Annotated in this window: 24 protein-coding genes and 1 pseudogene; 14 read left to right on the top strand and 11 right to left on the bottom strand. The window is 60.4% G+C overall.

The features are described from left to right. Positions 1-210 precede the first annotated feature (210 nt). A complete protein-coding gene (locus tag G5533_RS18450) occupies positions 211-2,634 on the bottom strand; it encodes a zinc/cadmium/mercury/lead-transporting ATPase (protein WP_441255205.1) in 2,424 nt (807 codons plus the stop codon). Positions 2,635-2,818: 184 nt separating this feature from the next. Between G5533_RS18450 and tpx the strand changes: the two genes are divergently transcribed. Continuing rightward, positions 2,819-3,319: a thiol peroxidase gene (gene tpx, locus G5533_RS18445; RefSeq protein ID WP_005341463.1), complete on the top strand. Its 501-nt coding sequence runs from the start codon at positions 2,819-2,821 to the stop codon at positions 3,317-3,319. Between the two features lie 58 nt (positions 3,320-3,377). Here tpx and G5533_RS18440 read toward each other — a convergent pair whose 3' ends face one another. Further along, positions 3,378-4,205, bottom strand: coding sequence for a transporter substrate-binding domain-containing protein (locus tag G5533_RS18440; protein WP_100646827.1), 828 nt, complete (start codon positions 4,203-4,205; stop codon positions 3,378-3,380). Between the two features lie 145 nt (positions 4,206-4,350). On the opposite strand from G5533_RS18440, the gene G5533_RS18435 reads away from it, so the two are divergent. Further along, a complete protein-coding gene (locus G5533_RS18435) occupies positions 4,351-5,580 on the top strand; it encodes a DEAD/DEAH box helicase (RefSeq protein ID WP_421255746.1) in 1,230 nt (409 codons plus the stop codon). 3 nt (positions 5,581-5,583) lie between these two features. Here the strand turns inward: G5533_RS18435 and G5533_RS18430 are convergent, their stop codons facing one another. Next, complete coding sequence (locus G5533_RS18430; protein WP_441255204.1) at positions 5,584-6,414, bottom strand: lysostaphin resistance A-like protein; 831 nt, start codon at positions 6,412-6,414, stop codon at positions 5,584-5,586. A gap of 252 nt (positions 6,415-6,666) precedes the next feature. Between G5533_RS18430 and G5533_RS18425 the strand changes: the two genes are divergently transcribed. Next, positions 6,667-7,281, top strand: a complete 615-nt coding sequence (locus tag G5533_RS18425) for a substrate-binding periplasmic protein (protein ID WP_441255203.1) — start codon at positions 6,667-6,669, stop codon at positions 7,279-7,281. Between the two features lie 71 nt (positions 7,282-7,352). Here G5533_RS18425 and G5533_RS18420 read toward each other — a convergent pair whose 3' ends face one another. Both G5533_RS18420 and G5533_RS18415 read right to left on the bottom strand, forming a co-directional pair. Continuing rightward, complete coding sequence (locus tag G5533_RS18420) at positions 7,353-7,649, bottom strand: hypothetical protein (protein ID WP_005348860.1); 297 nt, start codon at positions 7,647-7,649, stop codon at positions 7,353-7,355. 66 nt (positions 7,650-7,715) lie between these two features. After that, positions 7,716-8,090 (bottom strand): YacL family protein, encoded by a 375-nt coding sequence (locus G5533_RS18415; RefSeq protein WP_031227767.1) that lies wholly within the window; start codon positions 8,088-8,090, stop codon positions 7,716-7,718. 195 nt (positions 8,091-8,285) lie between these two features. On the opposite strand from G5533_RS18415, the gene G5533_RS18410 reads away from it, so the two are divergent. The 7 genes from G5533_RS18410 to G5533_RS18380 all read left to right on the top strand — a co-directional run bounded on the left by G5533_RS18410 (position 8,286) and on the right by G5533_RS18380 (position 15,713). Then, positions 8,286-9,401 carry a sugar diacid recognition domain-containing protein gene (locus G5533_RS18410; protein ID WP_441255202.1) on the top strand — a complete coding sequence of 372 codons (1,116 nt, stop codon included), beginning with the start codon at positions 8,286-8,288 and terminating at the stop codon, positions 9,399-9,401. Between the two features lie 118 nt (positions 9,402-9,519). Then, positions 9,520-10,782, top strand: a complete 1,263-nt coding sequence (locus G5533_RS18405) for a GntP family permease (RefSeq protein ID WP_108613298.1) — start codon at positions 9,520-9,522, stop codon at positions 10,780-10,782. A gap of 9 nt (positions 10,783-10,791) precedes the next feature. Further along, positions 10,792-11,925 (top strand): glycerate kinase, encoded by a 1,134-nt coding sequence (locus G5533_RS18400; protein ID WP_266134741.1) that lies wholly within the window; start codon positions 10,792-10,794, stop codon positions 11,923-11,925. Between the two features lie 232 nt (positions 11,926-12,157). Next, on the top strand, positions 12,158-12,721 hold the full coding sequence (locus G5533_RS18395; RefSeq protein ID WP_042053314.1) for an NnrU family protein: 564 nt from the start codon (positions 12,158-12,160) through the stop codon (positions 12,719-12,721). 58 nt (positions 12,722-12,779) lie between these two features. Further along, complete coding sequence (locus tag G5533_RS18390; RefSeq protein ID WP_005340333.1) at positions 12,780-13,316, top strand: glutathione peroxidase; 537 nt, start codon at positions 12,780-12,782, stop codon at positions 13,314-13,316. A gap of 82 nt (positions 13,317-13,398) precedes the next feature. Next, a complete protein-coding gene (locus G5533_RS18385) occupies positions 13,399-14,334 on the top strand; it encodes a LysR family transcriptional regulator (RefSeq protein ID WP_042053315.1) in 936 nt (311 codons plus the stop codon). Between the two features lie 182 nt (positions 14,335-14,516). Next, the gene (locus G5533_RS18380; protein ID WP_005357935.1) at positions 14,517-15,713 is read left to right on the top strand and encodes a NupC/NupG family nucleoside CNT transporter; all 1,197 of its coding nucleotides are present in this window, start codon (positions 14,517-14,519) and stop codon (positions 15,711-15,713) included. A gap of 101 nt (positions 15,714-15,814) precedes the next feature. Here G5533_RS18380 and G5533_RS18375 read toward each other — a convergent pair whose 3' ends face one another. From G5533_RS18375 to G5533_RS18355, 5 genes are all read right to left on the bottom strand, one after another. Continuing rightward, positions 15,815-16,234: a DUF4426 domain-containing protein gene (locus tag G5533_RS18375; RefSeq protein WP_111901074.1), complete on the bottom strand. Its 420-nt coding sequence runs from the start codon at positions 16,232-16,234 to the stop codon at positions 15,815-15,817. A 43-nt stretch (positions 16,235-16,277) separates the two neighbouring features. Further along, positions 16,278-16,580, bottom strand: a complete 303-nt coding sequence (gene yggU, locus G5533_RS18370) for a DUF167 family protein YggU (protein ID WP_123173809.1) — start codon at positions 16,578-16,580, stop codon at positions 16,278-16,280. Beyond that, positions 16,580-17,131 (bottom strand): YggT family protein, encoded by a 552-nt coding sequence (locus tag G5533_RS18365; protein ID WP_042011910.1) that lies wholly within the window; start codon positions 17,129-17,131, stop codon positions 16,580-16,582. Before G5533_RS18365 ends, yggU begins: the two co-directional genes overlap by 1 nt. A gap of 11 nt (positions 17,132-17,142) precedes the next feature. Continuing rightward, the gene (gene proC, locus G5533_RS18360; RefSeq protein WP_219295531.1) at positions 17,143-17,967 is read right to left on the bottom strand and encodes a pyrroline-5-carboxylate reductase; all 825 of its coding nucleotides are present in this window, start codon (positions 17,965-17,967) and stop codon (positions 17,143-17,145) included. 142 nt (positions 17,968-18,109) lie between these two features. Then, entirely contained in the window at positions 18,110-18,811 is a 702-nt protein-coding gene (locus tag G5533_RS18355; RefSeq protein ID WP_204480235.1) for a YggS family pyridoxal phosphate-dependent enzyme, read from the bottom strand. Between the two features lie 39 nt (positions 18,812-18,850). On the opposite strand from G5533_RS18355, the gene tapT reads away from it, so the two are divergent. The 4 genes from tapT to G5533_RS18335 all read left to right on the top strand — a co-directional run bounded on the left by tapT (position 18,851) and on the right by G5533_RS18335 (position 22,464). Further along, a complete protein-coding gene (gene tapT / locus G5533_RS18350; RefSeq protein ID WP_005340354.1) occupies positions 18,851-19,885 on the top strand; it encodes a type IVa pilus ATPase TapT in 1,035 nt (344 codons plus the stop codon). Between the two features lie 28 nt (positions 19,886-19,913). Then, the gene (tapU, locus tag G5533_RS18345) at positions 19,914-21,023 is read left to right on the top strand and encodes a type IVa pilus ATPase TapU (protein WP_216954525.1); all 1,110 of its coding nucleotides are present in this window, start codon (positions 19,914-19,916) and stop codon (positions 21,021-21,023) included. 47 nt (positions 21,024-21,070) lie between these two features. After that, the gene (gene yaaA / locus G5533_RS18340) at positions 21,071-21,844 is read left to right on the top strand and encodes a peroxide stress protein YaaA (RefSeq protein WP_421206081.1); all 774 of its coding nucleotides are present in this window, start codon (positions 21,071-21,073) and stop codon (positions 21,842-21,844) included. Positions 21,845-22,038: 194 nt separating this feature from the next. Further along, positions 22,039-22,464, top strand: a complete 426-nt coding sequence (locus G5533_RS18335) for a hypothetical protein (RefSeq protein ID WP_005340360.1) — start codon at positions 22,039-22,041, stop codon at positions 22,462-22,464. Positions 22,465-22,621: 157 nt separating this feature from the next. On the opposite strand, the pseudogene G5533_RS18330 reads toward G5533_RS18335, so the two are convergent. Next, positions 22,622-22,867, bottom strand: a pseudogene (locus G5533_RS18330) (integrase core domain-containing protein); the annotation flags it as partial.

Raw genomic sequence — 22,867 nt, 5'->3', positions numbered from 1 at the left:
GCAAGCCATTGAGTCCGGGGGATGGCTCGGCGCCCCCGGGTTGAATTCCACCTTGCCAAGGGTGGGATAACTCCGAGAGAGTAAGCAAAGCGCGACTGCCGACCGGCAGGCGCGCTTTTTCTTTTACGGGGTGCCGTGAGAGAAATGAGAGGAAAAAGAAAAGCCGTCCCGGTTGGGGGACGGCTTTTGGCTGGGATGCTATCGGCTGGCTTAACGCTTGCGCAGCAGCCGCAAGGCGTTGGCGGTCACCAGCGCTGTGGCGCCGGTATCGGCCAGCACCGCAATCCACAGACCGGTGATGCCGAGCAGGCTGGTGACCAGGAAGATGGCCTTCAGCCCCAGCGCCAGCGCGATATTCTGGTGAATATTGGCCAGTGCCGCCCGCGACAGCCGGATCATCGCGGCAATACCGCCGAGCTGGTTGTGGGTCAGCGCCGCATCTGCCGTCTCCAGCGCCACATCGGTGCCGCCCCCCATGGCTATGCCGATACTGGCCCGCTTCATGGCGGGGGCATCGTTGATGCCATCGCCGATCATCGCGACTTTCTGCGAGCTGGCGAGCTTGGCAATTTCATTGACCTTGCCCTCCGGCAGCAGACCGGCGCGCCAGCCCATGCCCAGCTCGGTGGCGATCGCCTCGGCGGCGTTGGGGTTATCCCCGGTTAACATGATGCTGTTGAGCCCGAGTCGGTTGAGCTCTTGCAGCGCGGCCGCTGCCTCCGGCCGGATCTGATCCCGCAGCGCCAGCAGGGCAATCGGCAGCGCCTGGTCGCCACTGCTCTGGCAGAGCACCACGACGGTCTTGCCCTGCCGCTCCAGCGAACCAATCCGTGTCTGCTGTTCCACATTCAGGGTCGCCACCCGGTTCGGTGCCAGCAGTTGCCACAGTTCACCGTTGATGCGTCCCTCAACGCCCATGCCCGGCAGGGCACGCAAGTCTCGGGCCTCCGCCAGCGTCAGCCCCTGTTCGGTCGCGTTGGCGACCACGGCGCGGGCCAGCGGGTGGTGGGAGCCCTGCTCGATGGCAGCCGCCAGTGCCAGCAACTCGGCCTCCGGTTGGCCATTGAGGCTCACCAGTTCGGTCAGTTGCGGCTTGCCCAGGGTCAGGGTGCCGGTCTTGTCAAAGGCGACGGTATCGATATGGGCCAGTCGCTCCAGTGCGGCCCCCCCTTTGATCAGCGCTCCCTGACGGGTGGCGGCTGCCAGCGCCGAGGTGACCGCTGCCGGGGTGGAGATGACCAGCGCGCAGGGGCAGCCGATCAGCAGCAGCGCCAGTCCGCGATAGATCCATTCGTCCCAGCTCTGGCTGAAGGCAAGGGGCGGCACCACCACCACCAGCAGAGCAACCAGCATCATGGCCGGGGTATACCAGCGGCTGAAGCGGTCGATAAAGCGCTCGATGGGGGCGCGCTGGCTTTCGGCCTCCTCGATGAGGTGCAGAATGCGGTCGATGGCGTTGTTGCCGGGCTCGGAGACGACTTCAAGGCGCAGTACCCGATCGGCCGCCAGACTACCGGCCGGCACCTTGTCACCCTGACGGCGTTCCACCGGAATAGACTCACCTGTCAGGGCGCTTTCGTCAAACGCACCGAGTTCATCGAGCAGGCGGGCGTCGGCAGGTAGACGGGCACCTGGGGCGATTTCGATGATATCGCCGGGACGCAGCTCATCGGCAGCTACCTCTTCCCGCACCTCGCCCTCGGCAGTGGTACGGATGCGCAGCGCCTTGTCGGGTACCAGCGCCATCAGGGCGGTCACTCCGGCCCGGGCGCGTCCGGCGGCGTAGGCCTCCAGATGTTCACCCAGCATAAAGAGCAGCAGCACCATGGCCGCTTCGGCGGTTTCGCCGAGAAACAGGGCGCCCAGGGCGGCGACCGTCATCAGGGTCTCGATGGCGAAGGGGGAGCCGCTTTTGGTCAGCGCCCACGCCTTGCGGGAGATGGGCCACAGCCCCCAGAGGGTCGCCAGGGTAAAGAGTGGCTGACCGAGCTCTTTCGGCAGCAGGGCGGCGACCAGCATCAGACTGGCCAGTGACAGGGGCTGCCAATATTTGCCCAGGGTGTTTAGCTGCGGGCTTTGGCGTGTTGCTCCCTTTGTGATTGTGTGGGCTCTGGTGGCTTGAGCACCCTTGAGCTGGAAACCAGCAGCCAGCACAGCGGCGGTGACGGGATCCGGGGAGAGGCCTGGGGCCAGATCCACTACCAGCTTCTCGGTGGCAAACAGCACGCGTGCCTGCTGCACGCCGCTCACCCGGCAGACGGCTGTCTCGATCTTGCGGGCGCAGCTGGGGCAATCCATCCCCAATACCTGCCAGCTGTGGCGGCTGTTGCCTTGCACCGGCGCAACCAGCGGGTCTGCAGGGGGCATATCATGCTCATGCTCGTGAGCTGGTGATAAGGAGGCGCTGCAGCACGCTTGATCGTGACAGCCTCCCCGGGGAGGCTCTTCATCCCCGGGGGATTCATTGCCGTCACGGGATGCGTGCTCATGAGGCGTCTGGGTTGAACAGCAACTGACGGGCGTGGTGTTGTCGCAGCAGTGGCTATCGTGGTGATGTTCACTCTGGCCAGAGGCCGCCTTGCTGACGGCCTTGATGGGGGCTGCGTGCTGATGATTGCAGCAGGATTTGCTCATGATGAGTCCCTCTTGATGGATCCCGCCCCTGCGAGATCCCTGATTACCGAGAAGAAGTCTAAACCTTGGTGTTAAGTCCAAGGTCAACCCCTTTATATCCCTTGTCTTCGCGGGTGTTTGTCTGGTCTCGCCGCCCCTATACTGATCACTCGGATTTTTACTACACCAATAAAGGACATAACACATGAGCAACTCAGTCACTCTGCAAGGCAACCCGGTTTCCGTCGCTGGTCACTTCCCGGTCGCCGGTGAGCAAGCCAAGCCCTTCTCTCTGGTGGCCAAGGATCTCTCCGACGTGACCCTGGCAAGCTTTGCCGGTCAGCGCAAAATCCTGAACATCTTCCCGAGCGTCGATACCCCAACCTGCGCGACCTCTGTGCGCAAGTTCAACGAGCAGGCCAGCGCGCTGGAGAACACTGTCGTGCTGTGCATCTCAGCCGATCTGCCGTTCGCCCAGTCCCGCTTCTGCGGCGCCGAAGGTCTGGACAAGGTAGTGACTCTCTCCACCCTGCGCGGTGCGGCCTTCATGGAAGATTACGGCGTGGCCTTCTCTTCCGGCCCGCTGGTCGGTCTGACCGCTCGCGCCATCGTGGTACTGGATGGTGACAACAAGGTGCTGCACAGTGAGCTGGTCGCAGAAGTGGCCGACGAGCCGAACTACGCCGCTGCGCTGGCCGTGCTGTAAGGCTGCAAGCCATAAAAAATCCCGCTTCGGCGGGATTTTTTATGCGGGAATTGTCTGTTCAGGGTGTTGCGGGCGGGGTGGTCGCCGGTTCAGCCTTGGCGGGTGGGGAGGGTTGCCACTCCACATAGGGGCGGTGGATCTTCTCGTAGATCTCGGCCAGTTTGCCGGTGGCGGCGAGTTGCTCAATGGAACGACTTAAAAATTCGTCTATTTCATCCCCGCTCCCCCCTTTCTGGATGATGAAGACATCCTCGAAATCACCAAAGAATTCACGGCGAATATTGGTCAGCTTCAGATTTTTCAGCATCAGGTCCGCCTCTTCTTGTGCCCAGACAAAGGCGTCTATGCGACCCCGAGACAGTTTGCGCAGTGACTGCTCGATACTCATCGAGCGCTGTACCGAGAAGGGCATATAGTCGGGAACGGCTTCAATCAGCAGATCCCGTTTGGTGGGCACTATGCCATAGGCCATATCTGTGGTGACCGGATGGGCCGTATTGCTGTAAATCACATGGGCCACCTTGCCAAAGCTGCGGGTACTGAAACGGTAGGGGAGCATATCGACCTCCCTGAGATTGCGGATGGCGGGCAGACCGAGATCTGCCTTGCCAGCGATCACTCCGGCCATGGCCCGGGCGATGGGATAGATGGTGATCCTGATGGTCACATCGGGATGAAGATCGTCGATGGCGCGCACTAAATCAACGAAAGGTCCTGTCTTGTCGGCATTGATCAGTCCCGGCAGCTCACCGAGATGCGCGTTAAGAGTACGCACCGGTTTGGCCTGTTCGGCCGCACTGTCGCTCGCCGTGCTGCCGGACAGGCCGAGCGAGATGCTGCCAAGCAGCGCACTGGTCAGCAGCAGGATGGGGATGTGTCTGGTCATGACAGTTTTCTCTGTGATGGGTCAGCTCAAGTGTAGTCAGCCCGTTGCAATCCCCCCCTTGGCCTGGCCATCATTGATAGGGTTTTACTTCTCGGCCCCCGCTCACTAGACTTCGCCTCCCACTTCTCTTTGTTAACGTAGCGCCATGACCTTTCGCGAACTTGCCCTCCATCCCGCTCTGCTGGCCTCTTTGCCCGCCACCTTGCAGACGCCGACCCGCATCCAGCAGCTGGCGATTCCGGCGGCGTTGGCGGGGCAGGATCTGCTGGCACTGGCCCAGACCGGCAGCGGCAAGACGCTGGCGTTTGGTTTGCCGCTGCTGCAACGGCTGGATCCTGCCTCCAGCCAGGTGCAGGGTCTGGTGCTGGTGCCAACCCGCGAGCTGGCGATTCAGGTATCTGCCGCGCTTAAAGAGGGGGCCGAGGCGCTGGGATTGTGCATCGTGACGTTGTGTGGGGGCGTTGCGCAGGAGCGGCAACAGGCCGAACTGGCGCAGGGGCCACAGCTGCTGGTGGCTACACCCGGGCGGTTGCGGGATCTGCTGACCCAACAGTTGCTGGGGCTGGATGGTCTGCAGCTGCTGGTGCTGGATGAGGCGGATCGCCTGCTGGAGATGGGCTTTGCTCCCGACATCAAGGCGCTGCTCGGCTTTATTCCGGCGGATCGCCAGACCCTGTTCTTCTCCGCCACCTTGCCTGCCGAGCTGGAGGCGCTGGCCAACGGCCTGCTGCGTGAGCCAACCCGTATCGAGGCCACACCCCTCAACAGCGTGGTGAACGAGATCGAAGAGCGACTCTATCTGGTCAACAAGAGCAGCAAGGTGCCGGCGCTCATCAGCCTGCTCAAGGAGCAGGCGTGGCCGCAGGTGCTGGTCTTTATCAGTGCGCGGGATGATGCCGACGGGGTCGCCAGAAAGCTGGCCAAGGCGGGCATTGCGGTGGCTGCTCTCCATGGCGAGAAGGAGCAGGCGGTGCGCGAGCAGGCGCTCAATGATTTCAAGGAGGGTCGGGTGCGGGTGCTGGTGGCCACCGACCTGATGGCGCGCGGCATCCATGTGGAGGCGCTGCCGCTGGTGATCAATCTGGACTTGCCCGCCAGTGCCCCTGTCTACGTTCACCGCATCGGGCGTACCGCCAGGGCTGGCCGCGAGGGGTTGGCCATCTCGCTGGTTTGTCATGGCGAGAGTGACATGCTGCAAGCCATCCGCACCCTGACCGGCCGCGAGCTGCCGCTGGGAGATCTGGCGGGATTCCCGGTCACCGACCAGCCTGCCAGCGGGGAGGGCAAACGCCCCCCTCGTGACAAGCAGGCCAATCGCCGTACTCAGGCCAAACGCAGCGTCAAGCCGTTCAAGGGCAAGACGCCGCGCAGTTGACCGTCAGGCTCTGGCCAGCGGGTAGGTGAAGAGCACCAGATGGGCGAAGTTGAAGGCGAAGTGGATCAGGATGGCCACGGAGAGTCGCCCGCTGAGCTGGAATACCAAGCCGTAGCAGCAGCCTGCCAGGGTCGCAAACAGCGCCAGCAGTGGGCCACCGGGCAGGTGGATGGCTCCGAACAGTAGCGCGGCCACGATGATGCCAATCCAGGGGCGGTAACGCTCGGTCAGCCCCTGCTGAATAGCGCCTCGAAACAGCGCCTCTTCCGCCACGCAGGTGAACAGCAGGTTGTTGAGTGCAAACAGCCACCACCAGTGGGGCAGACCCACTTCCGGTTTCAGTGCCCCCAACTGCCAGGCGATGACCAGCAGGGCACCCAGCGGCAGCAGTAACAGAGCCAGCGGACGCCAGCGGATAGCGCCTCCCTTACCAAGCAGCGTCGGACAGGCCAGCAGCAGCCCAAAGAAGAGCAGTGGCTTGTCGAGGTTCAGATACATGTTGAATGGCACACTGGCGGGGCCTGCCAGTACCTGATCCAGCACCTTGAGATTGCTGAAACCGGGGATCAGGTGCAGGGTCAGTGCCACCGCCCATGCCAGCAGGGCTGACCATGCGAGGGGGCGGCTATGACAGGAGAAGGTGGGTAGACGCCAGGCCAGCAGCAGGGCTGCCAGCGTTACCAGCAGTGCTGTCGTGGTGATGCGATCCAGCCAGAGCGCCAGCAGCAGGGCCACAGCCAGCAGCAGGAAACCTGGCAGGCGTTGGCGTGCCATGCAGAGCAGGGTGGCCAGTGCCAGTGCTGCCCAGATCAGTATGTCAGGTAGGGGTAACATCGGAACTCCTCTGTAACAAAAGCGCAGCACCTTAGCAGGGGCATTGGCGTAAAGGCAACCGAACCGGGCTATTCGGGTCAGCCTCCTATACTGAACTGGAGAGTAAAAAGAGGGATGGCGATGAAGCACTATGGTTGGTTGTTCTGTTGTTGGTGTGGATGGTTGTCATGCACTCCCCTGTCACTGGTAACCGGGGAGTTTTCGCCTTATTCCGGTGCGGCATTACCCGATGGGGGTCAAAGTACCAGGTTGGTGACGACTCTGTTACATGAGGCTGGCTATGACGAGTTAAAGGTGGATTATCTGCCATGGAGCCGGGGTTACGAGCTGGCTCGTAACGGCGTGGCGTCAGCTACATACCCCTATGCCTGGACACGTGAGAGGGCCAAGCTCTTCTATTACAGTGCCCCCATTCATATCGATCACCTCTCCTGGTTTACCTATCGTGGCAGCGATGCGGTACTCGATGGCAAGTGGCAGGGGTTGAGAGTCTGTATTCCCGCCGGTTGGAGCACCAGCCATGCGGATGAGGTAATTGCCCGTTTTTCATTGCGGCTCACTCGTCCAAAGAGTCTGGCGCAATGCCTGCAACTGCTTGAACTGAAACGGGTTGAGCTGATGCCGATGAACGATGCGGTAACGGCGGACGCCAGCATGCAGGTGTTCGGCGACCCGAACTATCTGCAACCGCTCCCCTATTTTCGCCAGCGGGATACCTTTTATTTGCTGGTGTCGCGCAAGATGCAAAATGGACGTGAACTGATAGAACGCTTCAACGACGCCTTGGCTGCTGCCCGTGCCAGTGGCCATTACGACCAACTGGTTCCTTGGGGACAGCCACGTCTGCTGCGCTGTGAGCAACCCTGAGTCAGAGCAGATTGGCGCCAATTAAAAAGCCGGAGCAGTGGCTCCGGCTTTCTTTATGCCTTCAGAGGCGATTAGCGGCCTGATTCGGCAATCACGCGGGCGATGATATCGGCGCGCTTGCCGGCTTCCAGTTCGCCCAGGGCGATCAGGCCAGCCTTGAAGATGACGTTCTTCGGCAAGCTGACGTCGTCCAGCGTGGCGATCGCTTCAACGTGCATGCCGTTCAGACGGCTGGCATCGCGCGGGCTCAGGTTGACCTGAGTGTTCATCACCTGCTTGCCTTTCTTCTTGGCAGGTGCAGCCGCTTTCTTGGTGGATTCCTGTTCTTCGTCTTCCGGCAGTTCGTCATCAAAATCGTAAATAGACATAGTCAATCCTGTTGAGTTAGGCAAAAGGGCACGTTTGCCCGACATAGTAATCCGACATTGGCTCAATCAGCCCATATCCTCGTTACGGATAAAGGCGCGCCAGGAGCCGAGCACCTGGGCAAAATCTTCCAGCCCGCACATGGCCAGCTGTTCATCATCGTAGTAGGCGAGATCGTCAAGATCCTCACCCAGCTCGATATTGAGGGCGTTGGCTTTCACCTCCGCCTCTTCATGGGTCAGCAGCAGGGAGTAGTCACCGCCGTTGAGCCGGTATTCGACTCGGGTGCGGTTGGAGAGCTGATCAATGATGGAGAAGAGCTCGTCGAGCTTCTCCTCATCCTTGCCAACCTCGTCGATCAGCCACTGACCGATGGCTTCATGGCCCATGGAGAACCGGGCGCGATAGCCACCAAACGGGTCGCGGCGAAATTCATAATCCATAGCACAGTCCAGATCGGGGGGATGGGCCTGCACGAAGCCGTGGTGGCAGCACCAAATCCTGCTCCATGGCGGGCTCACATCGGGTAAAGTGGCCTATTCTAGCGATCCCCCTCTCGCTTGTCTTGATGATGTGGCATCTTTGCCCCGTAGCAGGCGCTTTCCTGCGGGTTGCCGAGTCCCTTCTTTGGAGATGTTATGCAGCTAAACGATACCCTGGCGCGCCAGATTGTGAGCCGGGCGATGAAGATCCTGTCGTTCTCGGTCAATGTGATGGATGAACACGGTCTCATCATTGCGTCCGGTAATCCGGAGCGGATCCATCAGCGCCACGAAGGGGCCGTGCTGGCGCTGACCGAAAACAGGGTGGTGGAGATCAGCGAAGCGACTGCCTTGCAGCTCAAAGGGGTGCGCCCCGGCATCAATCTGCCCATCTCCTATCAGGGGGAGCTGATCGGGGTGATCGGCATCTCCGGCGATCCGGAGGAAGTGCGTGCTTACGCCGAGCTGGTGCGAATGACGGCAGAACTGATCCTGGAGCAGGCGGCGCTTACCGAGCAGTTGCAGTGGGACAAGCGCCACAAGGAGGAGTTGGTGTTGCAGCTCATTCGTGGTGAGGGGCGAGTCGATCAATTGCAGCAGGCGGCCCGTTTTCTCGGGTTGGAGTTGGCCCAGCCTAGGGTGGTGGCCGTGCTGGCCCTGGAGGAGGCCGATCCGGCGCGTCTGCGAGAGCTGGTTCATCAGCTGGAAAATCCGGAGCGGGACAATCTGGTCGCCATCAACGGGCTCGACGAGATAGTGGTGCTCAAACCGGCGCAATTGAGTGAGGGCGTCTGGCAATCGGCGCAGGAGCGCAGCCGGATCAAGCAGTTGCTGGCGCGTATTCCTCACTTCAAGGTGCATATCGCGGTGGGCGATTACTTCGCCGGGATCGACGGGCTGGCGCGCTCTTACCAGACGGCGCGAGATACCCTGCGCCGTGGCATGCGGCAGGCGCCGCGCAAACAGGTCTACTTCTTTGAGGACTACCGTTTGCCAGTGCTGCTGGGCAGTCTGGCGGACTCCTGGCAAGCGGATCAGCTGCGCACACCGCTGCAGAAACTGGCCCGGGAAGATGGCAAAGGGGCGCTGCAGAAGACCCTGCGCCACTATTTCTTGCAGGATTGTGATCTGCATCGCTGTGCCGAGGCTCTGTTCATTCACCCCAATACCCTGCGCTATCGGCTGGGGCGGATAGAGCAGATAACCGGGTTGAATTTCAACAAGTTAGACGACAAATTTTTGCTCTATCTCGGCCTTAATCTCGACTTGTGATTGTAAAATTAGACAAAAAACTACTTTTACATGACGCTATTTTTGGCTATTCAGCCAAAGCATTCTGATTGCAGATCTCCATAATGGCGGCCATTCACTCCCATTGAAGGTGTCCGTCATGATCCCGGTTACAGCCCTTGGCGCCATCGCGGCGCTCTCCATCGCCATCATCCTCATTTTGAAGAAGGTGCCGCCCGCTTACGGCATGATCGTGGGTGCCCTGGCCGGTGGCCTGATTGGCGGTGCCGATCTGACTCAGACCGTTGCCCTGATGATCGGCGGCGCCCAGGGGATCACCACAGCTGTGATGCGGATCCTGGCGGCCGGTGTACTGGCGGGCGTACTGATCGAATCGGGTGCGGCCACCACTATCGCCGAGACCATCGTCAAGAAACTCGGTGAAACCCGCGCCTTGCTGGCACTGGCGCTGGCGACTCTGATCCTGACTGCGGTCGGCGTATTCGTGGATGTGGCAGTTATCACGGTCGCCCCCATCGCGCTGGCCATTGCCCGCCGTGCCGACCTCTCCAAGGCGGCCATCCTGCTGGCGATGATCGGCGGCGGCAAGGCGGGTAACGTCATGTCCCCCAACCCCAACGCCATTGCCGCGGCTGATGCCTTCCATTTACCCCTGACCTCTGTGATGGCGGCGGGCATCATTCCGGGCCTGTTCGGTCTGGTGATGGCCTACTGGCTGGCCAAGCGTCTTAACAACAAGGGCAGCAAGGTTGCTGCTGATGAAGTGGTGAGCTTTGCCGGTGCCAAGTTGCCGGGCTTTGCCGCCGCCATCAGTGCACCGCTGGTCGCCATCCTGCTGCTGGCCCTGCGACCGGTCGCCGGTATCGTGGTGGATCCGCTGATTGCGCTGCCGCTTGGTGGTCTGGTCGGCGCCCTGATGATGGGTAAATTCCGCAAGGTGAACCAGTTTGCGGTCTCCGGCCTCGCCCGTATGGCGCCGGTCGCCATCATGCTGCTGGGTACCGGTACCCTGGCGGGCATCATTGCCAACTCCGGCCTGAAAGATGTGCTGATCAGCGGCCTGACCGCCTCCGGTCTGCCTTCTTACCTGCTGGCGCCTATCTCCGGTGCCCTGATGTCGCTGGCAACCGCCTCGACTACCGCAGGTACCGTGGTGGCCTCCAACGTATTCAGCTCCACCCTGATTGAACTGGGGATCAGCAGTCTGGCCGGGGCGGCGATGATCCATGCCGGTGCCACTGTGTTTGACCACATGCCCCACGGCTCTTTTTTCCATGCCACCGGTGGCAGCGTCCACATGGGGGTGGGTGAGCGCCTGAAACTTATCCCTTACGAAACTGCAGTCGGTCTGACCATTGCCACTGTCTCCACCCTGATGTTTGGCGTGTTTGGCCTCGCCTAAGGAATTGATATGAAAATTGTTATTGCCCCCGATTCATTCAAGGAGAGTCTGAGCGCCATGGCGGTGGCTGATGCCATCGAGGCCGGTTTCAAGCAGGTACTGCCGAACGCCACCTACGTCAAATTGCCGATGGCCGATGGTGGTGAAGGCACAGTGCAATCGCTGGTCGATGCCACCGGTGGCCGCATCCTGCCGGTCGAAGTGACCGCGCCCCTAGGTAACAAGGTGCAGGGCTTCGTCGGCCTGCTGGGTGATGGCGAGCGCGCCGTCATCGAGATGGCCGCCGCCTCCGGCATCCATCTGGTCGCTCCCGAGCAGCGCAATCCACTGCTCACCTCCAGCTTCGGTACCGGCGAGCTGATCCTGGCCGCGCTGGAGATGGGGGTGAAGCATCTGATCCTCGGTATCGGCGGCAGCGCCACCAATGACGGCGGAGCCGGTATGATCCAGGCGCTCGGCGGCAAGTTGCTCAAAGCCGATGGCTCTGCCATCGAGCTGGGTGGCGCGGGTCTCGGTGAGCTCGAGACCATCGACCTGAGCGGTCTGGATCCGCGTCTGAGCGAGCTGGTTATCGAGGTGGCGTGTGATGTGAACAACCCGCTCTGCGGCCCGAAAGGCGCCTCTGCGGTGTTTGGCCCGCAGAAGGGGGCAACGCCTGAAATGGTTGTCGAACTTGATGCCAACCTCTCCCGTTATGCCGACTGCATTGAGCAGGCCCTTGGCAAGCAGGTGAAGGATATTCCGGGGGCGGGCGCTGCCGGTGGCATGGGGGCCGCACTGGTCGGTCTGCTTGGTGCCGAGCTCAAGCCCGGCATCCAGATCGTCATCGAAGCACTGAAACTGGCCGAGGAAGTGGCCGATGCGGATCTGGTCATCACCGGCGAAGGGCGCATCGACAGCCAGACCATCCACGGCAAGACGCCAATCGGTGTCGCACGTTGCGCCAAGCAGTTCGGCAAGCCGGTGATCGGCATCTCCGGTTGCCTGACCGACGATTGCGGTGTGGTACACGATCACGGGCTGGACGCGGTATTCGCCGTAGTCAACCGCGCCATGTCTCTGCCGGAGGCGCTGGAGAGCGCCAGCACCAACATTCAACTCACTGCGCGCAACGTAGCAGCGCTCTATCAGCTCAAGGGCTGATCCGGTTCGGCCGATGCGCCCCATCGGCCACTCAATATCCCCGTTTGGGGCATCTCCCATCTCGCGAGATGTCTGACTGCCCTGGCACTTATTTGCCGATCCATCGTGATCGGCTCTTTTCTTTCTGCTCCTTTGTCTTGCCACACTTTTGACTCCATGGGTCAGCGCGGTTTTGATAGGCGCACATCTCCCTTTACGGCATAGTGGTCGTACCAAGTACAAGGAGAGACTCATGTTCCTGCTGACCCTGGGGGTTGCGCTGTTTACCCTGATCCATCTCTACCCCTGTTTTGCGGTGGCCCATCGGGCGCGGCTGCGCGAGCGGCTGGGGGAGAATCGCTACAAGGGGCTCTTCTCCCTGCTGGTGTTTGTCGCCATTGCCTGCATCATCGCCGGTTGGCGCTCGGCCAGCTCGCTGCCGCTCTACTTCCTGCCGGATTGGGGGCCGATGACCATGACGGTGATGATGCCCTTTGCGCTGATCCTTTTCTTCTCCGGCCAGGGGCCCAACCATCTGCGGCGCTGGCTGGTGCATCCCCAACTGCTCGGTACCCTGCTCTGGGCGGTGGCCCATCTGCTGGTCAACAGCGAGGCGCGCTCTCTGGTGTTGTTTGGCGGCATCGGGCTCTGGGCGCTGGTGAGCATGGTCTGGATTTCGGTGCGGGACTGGCAGCGATATCCCCGTCCGGCGGCCAACTGGACTGGCACAGGCATCAGCGTCGGGGCGGGCCTGGCTGCCACCGCGCTGCTGGTGTTCTGGGGCCACGGCTGGCTGACCGGCATTCCATTGCATTGAGAGTGAACTGCGGCTCTGGTAACCGCGTATGATGGACAAAACAAAAGGAGTCTTGGCGATGAAATGGTTCACTCTGTTGCTGTTATTGGGGGCTGGCGCGGCCTCTGCGGCGTGCCCCGATTATTTCAATGTGGAGATGCGGGAGCTAAACAACTCTCAGCGCCATAACCTCTGTCAGCTGACCGAGGGCAAGGTGGTACTGGTAGTCAATACCGCCTCCTACTGCGGCTACAGCGGCCAGTTCCGCGATCTGGAGAAGCTCTACCAGAGCTACAAGGATAAAGGGCTGATTATTCTCGGTTTCCCCTCCAACGATTTCTGGCAGGAGGCGGGAAACGAGACCAAGACCGCCGAGGTGTGTCGCCGCGACTATGGCGTCACCTTCCCGATGTTCAATCGGGTAGCGGTGCGGGGCTCCGATGCTGTGCCACTGTTCAAGGGGTTGGCGGCGGCCGCTGATGGGGATGAGCCGAACTGGAACTTCCACAAGTATCTGGTGGGGCGCGATGGCAAGCTGATCGCCAGCTACGGCGCCAACCAGAATCCGGCTGACGACCCCCTCAAACTGCAGATCACCCGGGCGCTGGGGCTCTGACCCTACCCCTTGGCGGGCGGCTCTGGAATAATGGGCTACCGCCACTCAATCCGGTTATCCTGTGCTGCAACGTCTTCCTCAAATGGTGATCTTCGATGCGCTGGTGCGCGAGCAGGGGATCTCTGCCGCCGCCCGTCGTCTCGGGGTCTCCAAATCCCATATCAGCAAGCAGCTGGCGCTGCTGGAGACCACCCTTGGCGCCCAGCTGGTGCAGCGCACCACCCGCCGCTTCGTCCTGACCGAGCTGGGTCAGGAGTATGCCCGTCACTGCCATGCGCTGGTGGCGGTGGCGCAGGAGGCTGACTCCATGATCGCCGAGCGGCGTGGCAAGGTGAGTGGCGTGCTCCATCTCGGGGTGGGCCAATCTTTTGGTCGTCTGCACGTCATTCCCCATCTCAAGGCGTTTCAGGATCGCTATCCCGAGCTGGAGCTGGAGGTCTCGCTGTTCGACCACAGAACCAATCTGGTGGATGAGGGGCTGGATCTCTGGCTCACCACCTATGAGGACAAGCCGGAAGGGCTGGTGGGACAGCGGCTGGCCGACATTGGCTTCGTGGTGGCGGCTTCGCCGGATTACCTGCTGAGCCACGGTACGCCGCTCCATCCCAAGGATCTGGCCCAGCACAACTGCATCACTTACCAGAGTCGGGAGCGGCGCTATCACCAGTGGTCGTTTCGCCAGGGCAAGGAGCGCCAGACGGTGCAGGTGGCGGGCAACTATCGGGTGGATATGGCGGAGGCGGTGCGGGATGCGGCACTGGCCGGGCTCGGCATCGCCTATATCGCCAACTACTTGCTGGACAAGGAGTTACAGAGCGGCAAGCTAATCCCGGTGTTGCCAGGATGGCGACCGAACCAGCAGATGGCGGTACACGCCGTTTATGCCAGGCGCGAACATCTGGATCCCAAGATCCGTCTCTTCATCGATTTCCTCAAGGCCAGATTTGGCCCCGAACCCTATTGGGAGCAGCGACTGGTCCCCTGGCTCGGGGGTAAATTGTCCGGCAGTGAGGAATGATTGTTTCCATATAAAAACTCTCGATTTCTCCTGATACTAAAACCGAACCAAATCAGCCAGTTGGCGCAACCGATATCGTGCAAACGTTTTTTCTAACAGGCTTGTAACCAAGCGGACTTGCAGTGACGGGGTGAGAGGCGCAGAATCCGCGCCCATCTTTTGCCCCACCTGATGGAGTCCCTATGATTGCCCTGCTCGGCATCCTGAGTATCCTGGCGCTTGCCGTCATCTGCTCTGATAATCGTCGTCGTATCCCATTGCGAACAGTTGGTCTTGCCCTCTGTCTGCAAGTCATGTTTGCCGGTCTAGTGCTCTGGCTGCCTGCCGGTCAGCACGTGCTGAACGGGGTCAGCGAGAGCGTAAGCAGCGTGATCGGTTATGGTCAGGAGGGGATCGCCTTCCTGTTCGGCGATCTGGCCAAGTTCAAGCTGGGCTTCATCTTTGCCTTCAACGTGTTGCCGGTCATCATCTTCTTCTCTGCGGTGATCGCCATCCTCTACCACATCGGCATCATGCCGCGGGTGATCGCCCTGCTGGGTGGTGGCTTGCAGAAATTGCTGGGCACCGGCCGTGCCGAGAGCCTCTCCGCGACCGCCAACATCTTCGTCGGCATGGTGGAAGCGCCGCTGGTGGTCAAACCCTACCTCTCCAAGATGTCCGATTCCCAGTTCTTCGCCGTGATGAGCTGTGGTCTCGCCTCCGTCGCCGGTGGCACCCTGGTGGGCTATGCCAGCCTCGGGGTTGAGCTGAAATACCTGATCGCGGCAGCCTTCATGTCGGCCCCTGCCGGTCTGGCGATGGCCAAAATCCTGGTGCCGCCGGGAGCTGAAGAGGTCGATCACCATCAGGATGTAGAGATCCCCCGCGCCACCAACGTGATTGAAGCGGCGGCCGATGGCGCCATGTCCGGTCTCAATATCGCGGTGGCAGTTGGTGCGACTCTGCTGGCCTTCGTTGGCGTGATCGCCATGCTCAATGGCCTGCTCGGCTGGGCTGGCGGTCTGGTGGGGCTGGATCTGAGCTTCCAAATCATTCTGGGCTGGCTGTTTGCCCCCGTCTCCTGGCTGATCGGTGTGCCCTGGGATCAGGCGCAAGCCGCTGGCGCCCTGATCGGCACCAAGATCGTGGTCAACGAGTTCGTCGCCTTCATCGGTCTGGTGCAGGATCAGACCCTGAGCGAGTCGAGCAAGGCCATCGTGACCTTTGCCCTGTGTGGCTTTGCCAACATCTCCTCCATGGCGATCCTGATCGGCGGTCTGGGTTCCATGGTGCCGGAGCGCAAATCCTTCATCGCCCGTTACGGCATGCGCGCCATTCTCTCCGGCGTGCTGGCGAACCTGATGAGCGCCTGTCTGGCCGGTCTGTTCCTCGCCCTGTAACCGCTGCGGTACGGAATAGATGTAACAAGGGCGCCCTGATGGCGCCCTTGTCATATGGATAAAATGAAGCCCCTACCTTGGTCGGGGCTTCTTGTTGCTGCTCAGTCGACGTAGAAGGTCTGCTGGAAGCTGAGGTTCTGTTGCTGCCCACCGCCCATGATCTTCAGGGTGAACTGATAGGTATCTTCGTTGCGGTAGGGGAGGGTCGCCAGATAGTAGATGGCATCCCCCTCTTTTACCTCCTGAAAGCTCAGGGTGCGGATGGTGCCGGTCAGGTTCTTGGCCTCACCGGTGATCCCCACGGCTTGCGCCACTTTCTGCTTGTCCTGTACCGCGATATTGATGATGGCGTTGTAGCGACTGCGCTCCAGTCCATACGCCTTGGCGACCTCGGGGGTGAGGAAGCTGGAGTTGAAGGCGCTGTAGTGCACCAGCCAGGGCCCCAGCTCCTTCATCTGTTCTGCCTTGAGCGGCAGTGTCATCAGCAGTGCCAGCAGGCCACTCATCCAGGCTGTTTTCATCTGTCATCCCTCTCATATCTACGGTTGGCGCAGGCCGATTCATTCAGCCTTGCGTGTCATTCAGCAGTGCACTCACTTCTTGCGGCAACTGTTTGGGGCTGTCGATGGTGACGGTTTTGTGTCGCCCCAGCTCGCCCCGCACTATGGTGATCTGTCCCTTGGCCACCTTGAACTGCTTGGCCAGAAACTTGATCAGATGGCTGTTGGCTTGGCCATCGACGGGCGGCGCCGTGATTGCCACTTTCAGCTCTTCGCCATGCAATCCGATGATCTGATCCCGACTCGCCTTGGGCTGGATCACCAGATGCAGTACCAGTTCATCCCCTTGTTGCAGGACGGCAGGCATCAAATCATCCACCACAGCTGGCCGAACAGGTCACCCAGCAGGTAGTTGATGGCTTGCAGGCCGATAAAGGCGACCAGCACCGAGAGATCCAGTCCGCCCAGTGCCGGCAGTACGCGGCGGATAGGGGCGAGGAACGGCTCGGTCAGCTGATGCATCACGTATTCGATGGGGTTGCGGCCCTGGCTGACCCAGCTCAGGATGGCGCGGATCAGCAGTACCCAGAAGATCATCGAGCCCGCTTTCTTCAGCACGGTCAGCGCGGCGAACAGGCTGATGCTGAGCCAGTCCGCCAGCAGCACATTCATGCTCTTGAGTAGGGCCAGCTTGGCGAAGGCGATGACCAGCGCCAGCACCACAGAGGCGAGGTCGATGCCGCCAAAGCCCGGGATAACGCGGCGCAGCGGGATCACCAGCGGATTGGTCAGCTTGACCACCATCTGGCTCATCGGGTTGTAGAAGTCGGCACGGGCCCACTGCAGCCAGACGCGCAGCAGGATCACCATCAGGTAGAGATCGAAAACGGTGTTAATCAGAAAGTAAGCAGTGTTCATCTGGGCTCCTGTTAGAAGAGGGTTTCCATTTCGGTGGCACGAGCAACGGCCGCCTGCATGGCTTGCGCAGTCAGCGGCATCAGCCCCTGCTGCTGGAATGTCTTGATGGCTTCAGCTGTGGTGCCGCCCTTGCTGGTGACCTGCTCACGCAGGGTTTGCAGCGCCAGCTCAGGGTTCTGCTCCACCATGGCGGCTGCGCCCAGCGCGGTCTGCTGCACCAGCAGGCGTGCCTGATCGGGCGAGAAACCCATCGCCTCCGCCTCTTCGGCGATCGCCTGCATAAAGAGGAAGAAGTAGGCCGGAGCACTGCCCGCCGCGGCGATGACGCCGTTGATGCCAGACTCCTGCTCCACCCAGAGGGTCTTGCCGACCGCCTGCATCATCTGCTCGGCAAAGTCACGATCCACGGCGGCAATATGTTCGGGTGCATAGAGACCGGTCATGCCCAGACCCAGCAGGGCAGGGGTATTGGGCATGGTGCGGATGATGCGGTCATGGCCACCGGCCATCTCGCCAAGGCGCGCCACCTTGATGCCAGCCGCGATGGAGATGAGCAGCTTGCCCTCAAGGGAGCCCAGCTCGGCAACCAGAGCGGCCAGCATGCCTGCCATCAGCTGCGGCTTGACTGCCAGCACGATCACTTCGGCGCCTCGGGCCGCCTCGGCATTACTCTGGGTGATGCGAATGCCATGTTCGCTCGCCAGCGTCTCCAGCTTGGGCAGACTGGGGTTGGCGGCCGTGATCTGCCCGGCGGGATAACCCGCCTTGACCAGTCCGGCGATGATGCTGCGGCTCATGTTGCCCGCGCCGATAAAGGCCAGCGTTCTATGCTGCATCAGATGCTCCTGTTGCACATGGGGTCGCGGCGGGGTTGGCGCTGCCTGCACCACCTGACGCCAGAATTCGGTGTTCCATCAAACGCTCCTGTTGATGAAGTCGCGGCAAGAGGCGGACGTATGGGTTATCCGCTGGCCTTGCCTATGAGTAGTCACGGGCGCCGAAGATGGCGGTGCCGACCCGCACCATGGTGCTGCCGTGGGCGATCGCCAGTTCAAGATCCTCGGTCATGCCCATCGAGAGGGTATCCACCGTGGGGTATTGTCGCGCAAGCTCGGTGAACAGAGTCTGCATACGGGTCATTTGGGCGGCCAGTATGCTCTCGTCGCTGGTGTGCTCTGGAATGGCCATCAGTCCCCGCAGCACCAGTCGCTCACTTTGAGAGACCAGCTCGGCAAGGCGGAAAATCTCTTGTTCCGACGTTCCGGATTTGCTGCTCTCTCCGCTAATATTGATTTGCAGACAAACATTTAGCGGTGCCATTGTAGTTGGGCGCTGGTTGTTGAGGCGGTCGATCAGCTTGTCCCGATCCACGCTCTGCACCCAGTCAAACCGTTCGGCGACCAGTTTGGATTTGTTCGATTGCAAAGGGCCGATAAAGTGCCACTCTATGTCGCTATATTCCGGCTGCTGGCGCAAGGTATCGATCTTGGCCGCTGCTTCCTGAGCGTAGGATTCGCCAAAGCAGCGCTGACCTGCGGCATGGGCGGCCATGATGGCCTCGACAGGTTTGGTCTTGCTCACGGCCAGCAGGCGGATCTGCTGCAGGTTGCGGCTCGCCCGTTCGGCGGCCTGGGCAATACGTTCCTTTACCTGAAACAGGTGCTGGGCAATCTGGTTCATATTTCGTTAGTGATCTTGTGATGGGAGAATGACAAGTCTATGGATATCACAGAGTTATTGGCTTTCAGTGTAAAGCATAAAGCCTCGGATCTACACCTCTCGGCCGGGGTTCCCCCGATGATCAGGGTTGATGGTGAGGTTCGCAAGATCAATTTGCCCGCCCTGGAACACCGGGAAGTGCATGCCCTCATTTACGACATCATGAACGACCATCAGCGCAAGGAGCTGGAGGAGAACTTCGAGGTCGACTTCTCGTTCGAGGTACCCAATTTGGCCCGTTTCCGGGTTAACGCCTTCCAGCAGGCGCGCGGCTCGGGTGCGGTATTTCGTACTATCCCCAGCACTGTGCTGAGCCTCGAGGATCTCGATGCGCCGGAGATCTTCCGCAAGATTGCCGAGTTCCCGCGGGGTCTGGTACTGGTGACCGGCCCGACCGGTTCGGGTAAATCGACCACCCTGGCGGCCATGGTCAACTACATCAACGAGAACTTCCATCACCACATCCTCACCATCGAGGACCCCATCGAATTCGTCCACGAGAACAAGCGCTGCCTGGTGAACCAGCGGGAAGTACACCGTGATACCAAGAGCTTCAGCAACGCCCTGCGCTCGGCCCTGCGGGAAGACCCGGACATCATTCTGGTTGGCGAGATGCGCGACCTTGAGACCATTCGTCTGGCCATGACTGCCGCCGAAACCGGCCACCTGGTGTTTGGCACCCTGCACACCTCGTCGGCGGCCAAAACCATCGACCGTATCATCGACGTCTTCCCCGGCGCGGAGAAGGACATGGTACGCTCTATGCTCTCCGAATCCCTGCGGGCGGTTATCTCCCAGACCCTGCTCAAGCGCATTGGTGGCGGTCGGGTGGCAGCTCACGAGATCATGATGGGCATTCCGGCGGTGCGTAACCTCATTCGGGAGGACAAGATTGCCCAGCTCTACTCGGTGATCCAGACCGGGATGACCCACGGCATGCAGACCATGGATCAGAGCCTCAAGCAGCTGGTAAGTCGCGGCGTGGTGGCATCCCTCGATGCCAAGGCCAAGGCCGTTGATCCCAACAGCATTTAAGCGACTTGTACCCAGGGAGGGATAAATGATGAATCTGGATGATCTGCTGAGCCAGCTGGTCGAGCGAAAGGGATCGGATCTGTTTGTGACGGTGGGATCGCCGCCCATTCTCAAGGTAAATGGCCATCTGGTGTCGCTGGGGGGAGACGCGCTCGACAAGAAAGGGGCGCTGACGCTGGTCAGGGATACCCTCAGCAGCGATCACTTCGAGCGCTATGTCCGCACCAAGGAGGCCAACTACGCGATTTACCGCGAGGCGCTGGGTCGTTTTCGGGTCAGCGCCTTCTGGCAGCAGGAGCTGCCCGGTATGGTGATTCGTCGTATCGAGACCCGCATTCCCACCTTTGAAGATCTGCAGCTCCCCAGGATCCTGCAGGAGGTGGCGATGGCCAAGCGCGGGCTGGTGCTGTTTGTCGGTGCCACCGGGGCGGGTAAATCGACCACTCAGGCGGCGATGATCGGCTATCGCAACCAGCATGCCGATGGTCATATCCTGACGGTGGAAGACCCGGTGGAGTTCGTCCATCAGCATGGCCGTAGCCTGGTGACCCAGCGGGAGGTGGGGATCGACACCGAGTCGTTCGATGTAGCACTGAAAAGCTCGCTGCGTCAGGCACCGGACGTGATCCTGATCGGCGAGATCCGAAGTCAGGAGACCATGGAGTTTGCCCTGCAGTTCGCCGAGACCGGCCATCTCTGTCTCGCCACTTTGCATGCCAACAACGCCAACCAGGCGCTGGATCGCATCCTCCATCTGGTGCCGCAGGAGAAACATCGCCAGTTTCTGTTCGATCTCTCCTTCAACCTCAGAGCTATTGTCGCCCAGCAACTGGTGCCGAGTGTCGATGGTTTGCGGCGCAGTGCGGCATTCGAGATCCTGCTCAATACCCCGCTCATCACCGACATAATCCGCAAGGGAGAGATGCACCGTCTCAAGGAGGTGATGACCAAATCTGCCGAACTGGGCATGCAGACCTTCGATCAGGCGCTTTTCAGCCTGTTCTGCGCCGGCCAGATTGGCTACAGTGAGGCCCTCGCCCATGCCGACTCGGCCAACGACCTGCGGCTGCTGATCAAGCTCTCCGGTCGCGAGCAGCTGGGGTCCGGCACACTGGAAAATGTGACGCTGGATGAATGAAACATGGGGCCGATCCGCTGTTCGGCCCCTAGCCAGAAAGGAACGTTATGCTGATTGTGGTTTCCCCGGCCAAGACGCTGGATTACGAGTCACCGCTGGTGACCCCCCGTTTCACCCAACCCGAGCTGCTGGAGCACTCCGCCGAACTGATTAGCCGAGCCCGCCAACTGAGCCCTGACCAGATCGCCACTCTGATGAAGATCAGCGACAAGCTGGCCGGTCTCAATGCCGCCCGGTTTGCCGAGTGGCAGCCAGATTTCACCCCCGCCAATGCCCGTCAGGCGCTGCTGGCCTTCAAGGGGGATGTCTACACCGGTTTGGCGGTAGAGGATTTCAGCGAGGCCGATTTTGACTTCGCTCAGGCACACCTGCGGATGCTCTCCGGCCTCTATGGCGTGTTGCGTCCCCTCGACCTGATGATGCCCTATCGACTGGAGATGGGGACCAGGCTCGACAATAGTCGCGGCAAGGATCTCTACCAGTTCTGGGGGGAGGTGATCACTCATCACCTCAACGACGCGCTGGCAGCCCAGAGGGATGAGGTGCTGATCAATCTGGCCTCCGACGAGTATTTCAAGTCGGTACGACCCAAGAGCCTGAAAGGGCGGATCGTCACGCCGGTGTTCAAGGATGAGAAGAACGGTCAGTTCAAGATCATCAGCTTCTACGCCAAGAAGGCTCGCGGCATGATGGCCCGCCACATCATCAAGCACCGTCTGACCGAGGTGGAGCAGCTGACCGGCTTCAACGCCGAGGGCTACTACTTCGTGCCGGAAGAGTCGGACGCCAATACCCTGATGTTTAAACGCGCCGAAAATTAATTACAAAAAGAGGGAACCAATCTTTCGACCCGAGGGTCTGAATATGTGAATCCTCTGTTGTAAGCACTTTTTATTCGCCGACGTTTGATACGTCGGCTTTTTTATTGCCGTTTTTATTGTCCATCGATTGCCTTCGCCGGGACTATGTGGTTCAGATAGACTCAAGACAGGGAGCGAGTTGTCGTGAGGTGAATATGGAACAGAAAAATGCCATTCGGCAGGTTGCCGTCCCTTGGGCTCCGTCCCGCCAGCTACCGCCCGGTCTGGTTGTGGCCGAGTTGCATCAGGATCTCTGGAGCGACTCCCTGACCATCATGCTGGGGCGGGCGCGCAGCATCGATTTACCCCCGCAAATCCTCTGCCGGGTCTATTTTCGCCATATTTATGCCCTGCGGGTCATCGAGGATTGCGATCTGGCCGAGGGGAAGGATAGCCACGCCATCGAAGAGCAGATCCAGCTCATCACTCCATCCCGTTTTGCCAGCTGGTTCCATCAGGAGTCGGACGGCCTGCATCTGGATGAAGATCTGCAGCACTATCGCATCTCGACCTGGGATTATTGCGCCGATGTGCTGACCTCCTCGGCGCCGGAGCTGCAGTTCCTGCCCCAGAGCGAGTAGCCAGCTGTTACGTCAGAGGCGAAGGGTGATCCTTCGCCTCTTGGTTTTTGGACGGGGCAGATTTTGTGGCATTCAGGCCATTCAGCCTGGGTGGTGGCCTGTTGTGTTTGTCTAGTCCTGAAATAGGTTTACACATTTTCAACTAGCATTTTTCTACTCAGAACCCTCTATGTACCGCATCGGGGGTTCTGTATTTCAACGCATGATGCGGCCGCTCCGCGTTGTAAATATCCACTGCTTCACGCACCATTTCCCGCGCTTGCGTCAAATCCTGCGGGCTTTGCAACAATAACTCTCCTTTCAAAATCCCGTTCACCCGCTACGCCAACGCATTCTGGTAGCAGTCATACCCATCCGTCATCGAGCATTTCACCCCGTACCGTTCATGTAATGACTGATACAG

The organism is Aeromonas sp. A600620 (assembly GCF_029479985.1).
Lineage (GTDB): Bacteria > Pseudomonadota > Gammaproteobacteria > Enterobacterales > Aeromonadaceae > Aeromonas > Aeromonas veronii_A.
The sequence above is the reverse complement of the archived record's forward strand: the minus strand, read 5'-3'. Positions and strand labels throughout refer to the sequence as shown.

Bases quoted from the DNA above. Each gene is read 5' to 3' on its own strand.
- G5533_RS18395 (WP_042053314.1), top strand. From the start codon at position 12,158: ATGTTCCTGCTGACCCTGGGGGTTGCGCTGTTTACCCTGATCCATCTC.
- G5533_RS18400 (WP_266134741.1), top strand. From the start codon at position 10,792: ATGAAAATTGTTATTGCCCCCGATTCATTCAAGGAGAGTCTGAGCGCC.
- G5533_RS18355 (WP_204480235.1), bottom strand. From the start codon at position 18,811: ATGAACCAGATTGCCCAGCACCTGTTTCAGGTAAAGGAACGTATTGCC.
- G5533_RS18410 (WP_441255202.1), top strand. From the start codon at position 8,286: ATGCAGCTAAACGATACCCTGGCGCGCCAGATTGTGAGCCGGGCGATG.
- G5533_RS18440 (WP_100646827.1), bottom strand. From the start codon at position 4,205: ATGACCAGACACATCCCCATCCTGCTGCTGACCAGTGCGCTGCTTGGC.
- G5533_RS18405 (WP_108613298.1), top strand. From the start codon at position 9,520: ATGATCCCGGTTACAGCCCTTGGCGCCATCGCGGCGCTCTCCATCGCC.
- proC (WP_219295531.1), bottom strand. From the start codon at position 17,967: ATGCAGCATAGAACGCTGGCCTTTATCGGCGCGGGCAACATGAGCCGC.
- tapT (WP_005340354.1), top strand. From the start codon at position 18,851: ATGGATATCACAGAGTTATTGGCTTTCAGTGTAAAGCATAAAGCCTCG.
- G5533_RS18415 (WP_031227767.1), bottom strand. From the start codon at position 8,090: ATGGATTATGAATTTCGCCGCGACCCGTTTGGTGGCTATCGCGCCCGG.
- G5533_RS18420 (WP_005348860.1), bottom strand. From the start codon at position 7,649: ATGTCTATTTACGATTTTGATGACGAACTGCCGGAAGACGAAGAACAG.
- tapU (WP_216954525.1), top strand. From the start codon at position 19,914: ATGAATCTGGATGATCTGCTGAGCCAGCTGGTCGAGCGAAAGGGATCG.
- G5533_RS18390 (WP_005340333.1), top strand. From the start codon at position 12,780: ATGAAATGGTTCACTCTGTTGCTGTTATTGGGGGCTGGCGCGGCCTCT.
- G5533_RS18365 (WP_042011910.1), bottom strand. From the start codon at position 17,131: ATGAACACTGCTTACTTTCTGATTAACACCGTTTTCGATCTCTACCTG.
- tpx (WP_005341463.1), top strand. From the start codon at position 2,819: ATGAGCAACTCAGTCACTCTGCAAGGCAACCCGGTTTCCGTCGCTGGT.
- yaaA (WP_421206081.1), top strand. From the start codon at position 21,071: ATGCTGATTGTGGTTTCCCCGGCCAAGACGCTGGATTACGAGTCACCG.
- G5533_RS18375 (WP_111901074.1), bottom strand. From the start codon at position 16,234: ATGAAAACAGCCTGGATGAGTGGCCTGCTGGCACTGCTGATGACACTG.
- G5533_RS18380 (WP_005357935.1), top strand. From the start codon at position 14,517: ATGATTGCCCTGCTCGGCATCCTGAGTATCCTGGCGCTTGCCGTCATC.
- G5533_RS18430 (WP_441255204.1), bottom strand. From the start codon at position 6,414: ATGTTACCCCTACCTGACATACTGATCTGGGCAGCACTGGCACTGGCC.
- G5533_RS18450 (WP_441255205.1), bottom strand. From the start codon at position 2,634: ATGAGCAAATCCTGCTGCAATCATCAGCACGCAGCCCCCATCAAGGCC.
- G5533_RS18335 (WP_005340360.1), top strand. From the start codon at position 22,039: ATGGAACAGAAAAATGCCATTCGGCAGGTTGCCGTCCCTTGGGCTCCG.
- yggU (WP_123173809.1), bottom strand. From the start codon at position 16,580: ATGCCTGCCGTCCTGCAACAAGGGGATGAACTGGTACTGCATCTGGTG.
- G5533_RS18435 (WP_421255746.1), top strand. From the start codon at position 4,351: ATGACCTTTCGCGAACTTGCCCTCCATCCCGCTCTGCTGGCCTCTTTG.
- G5533_RS18385 (WP_042053315.1), top strand. From the start codon at position 13,399: ATGGTGATCTTCGATGCGCTGGTGCGCGAGCAGGGGATCTCTGCCGCC.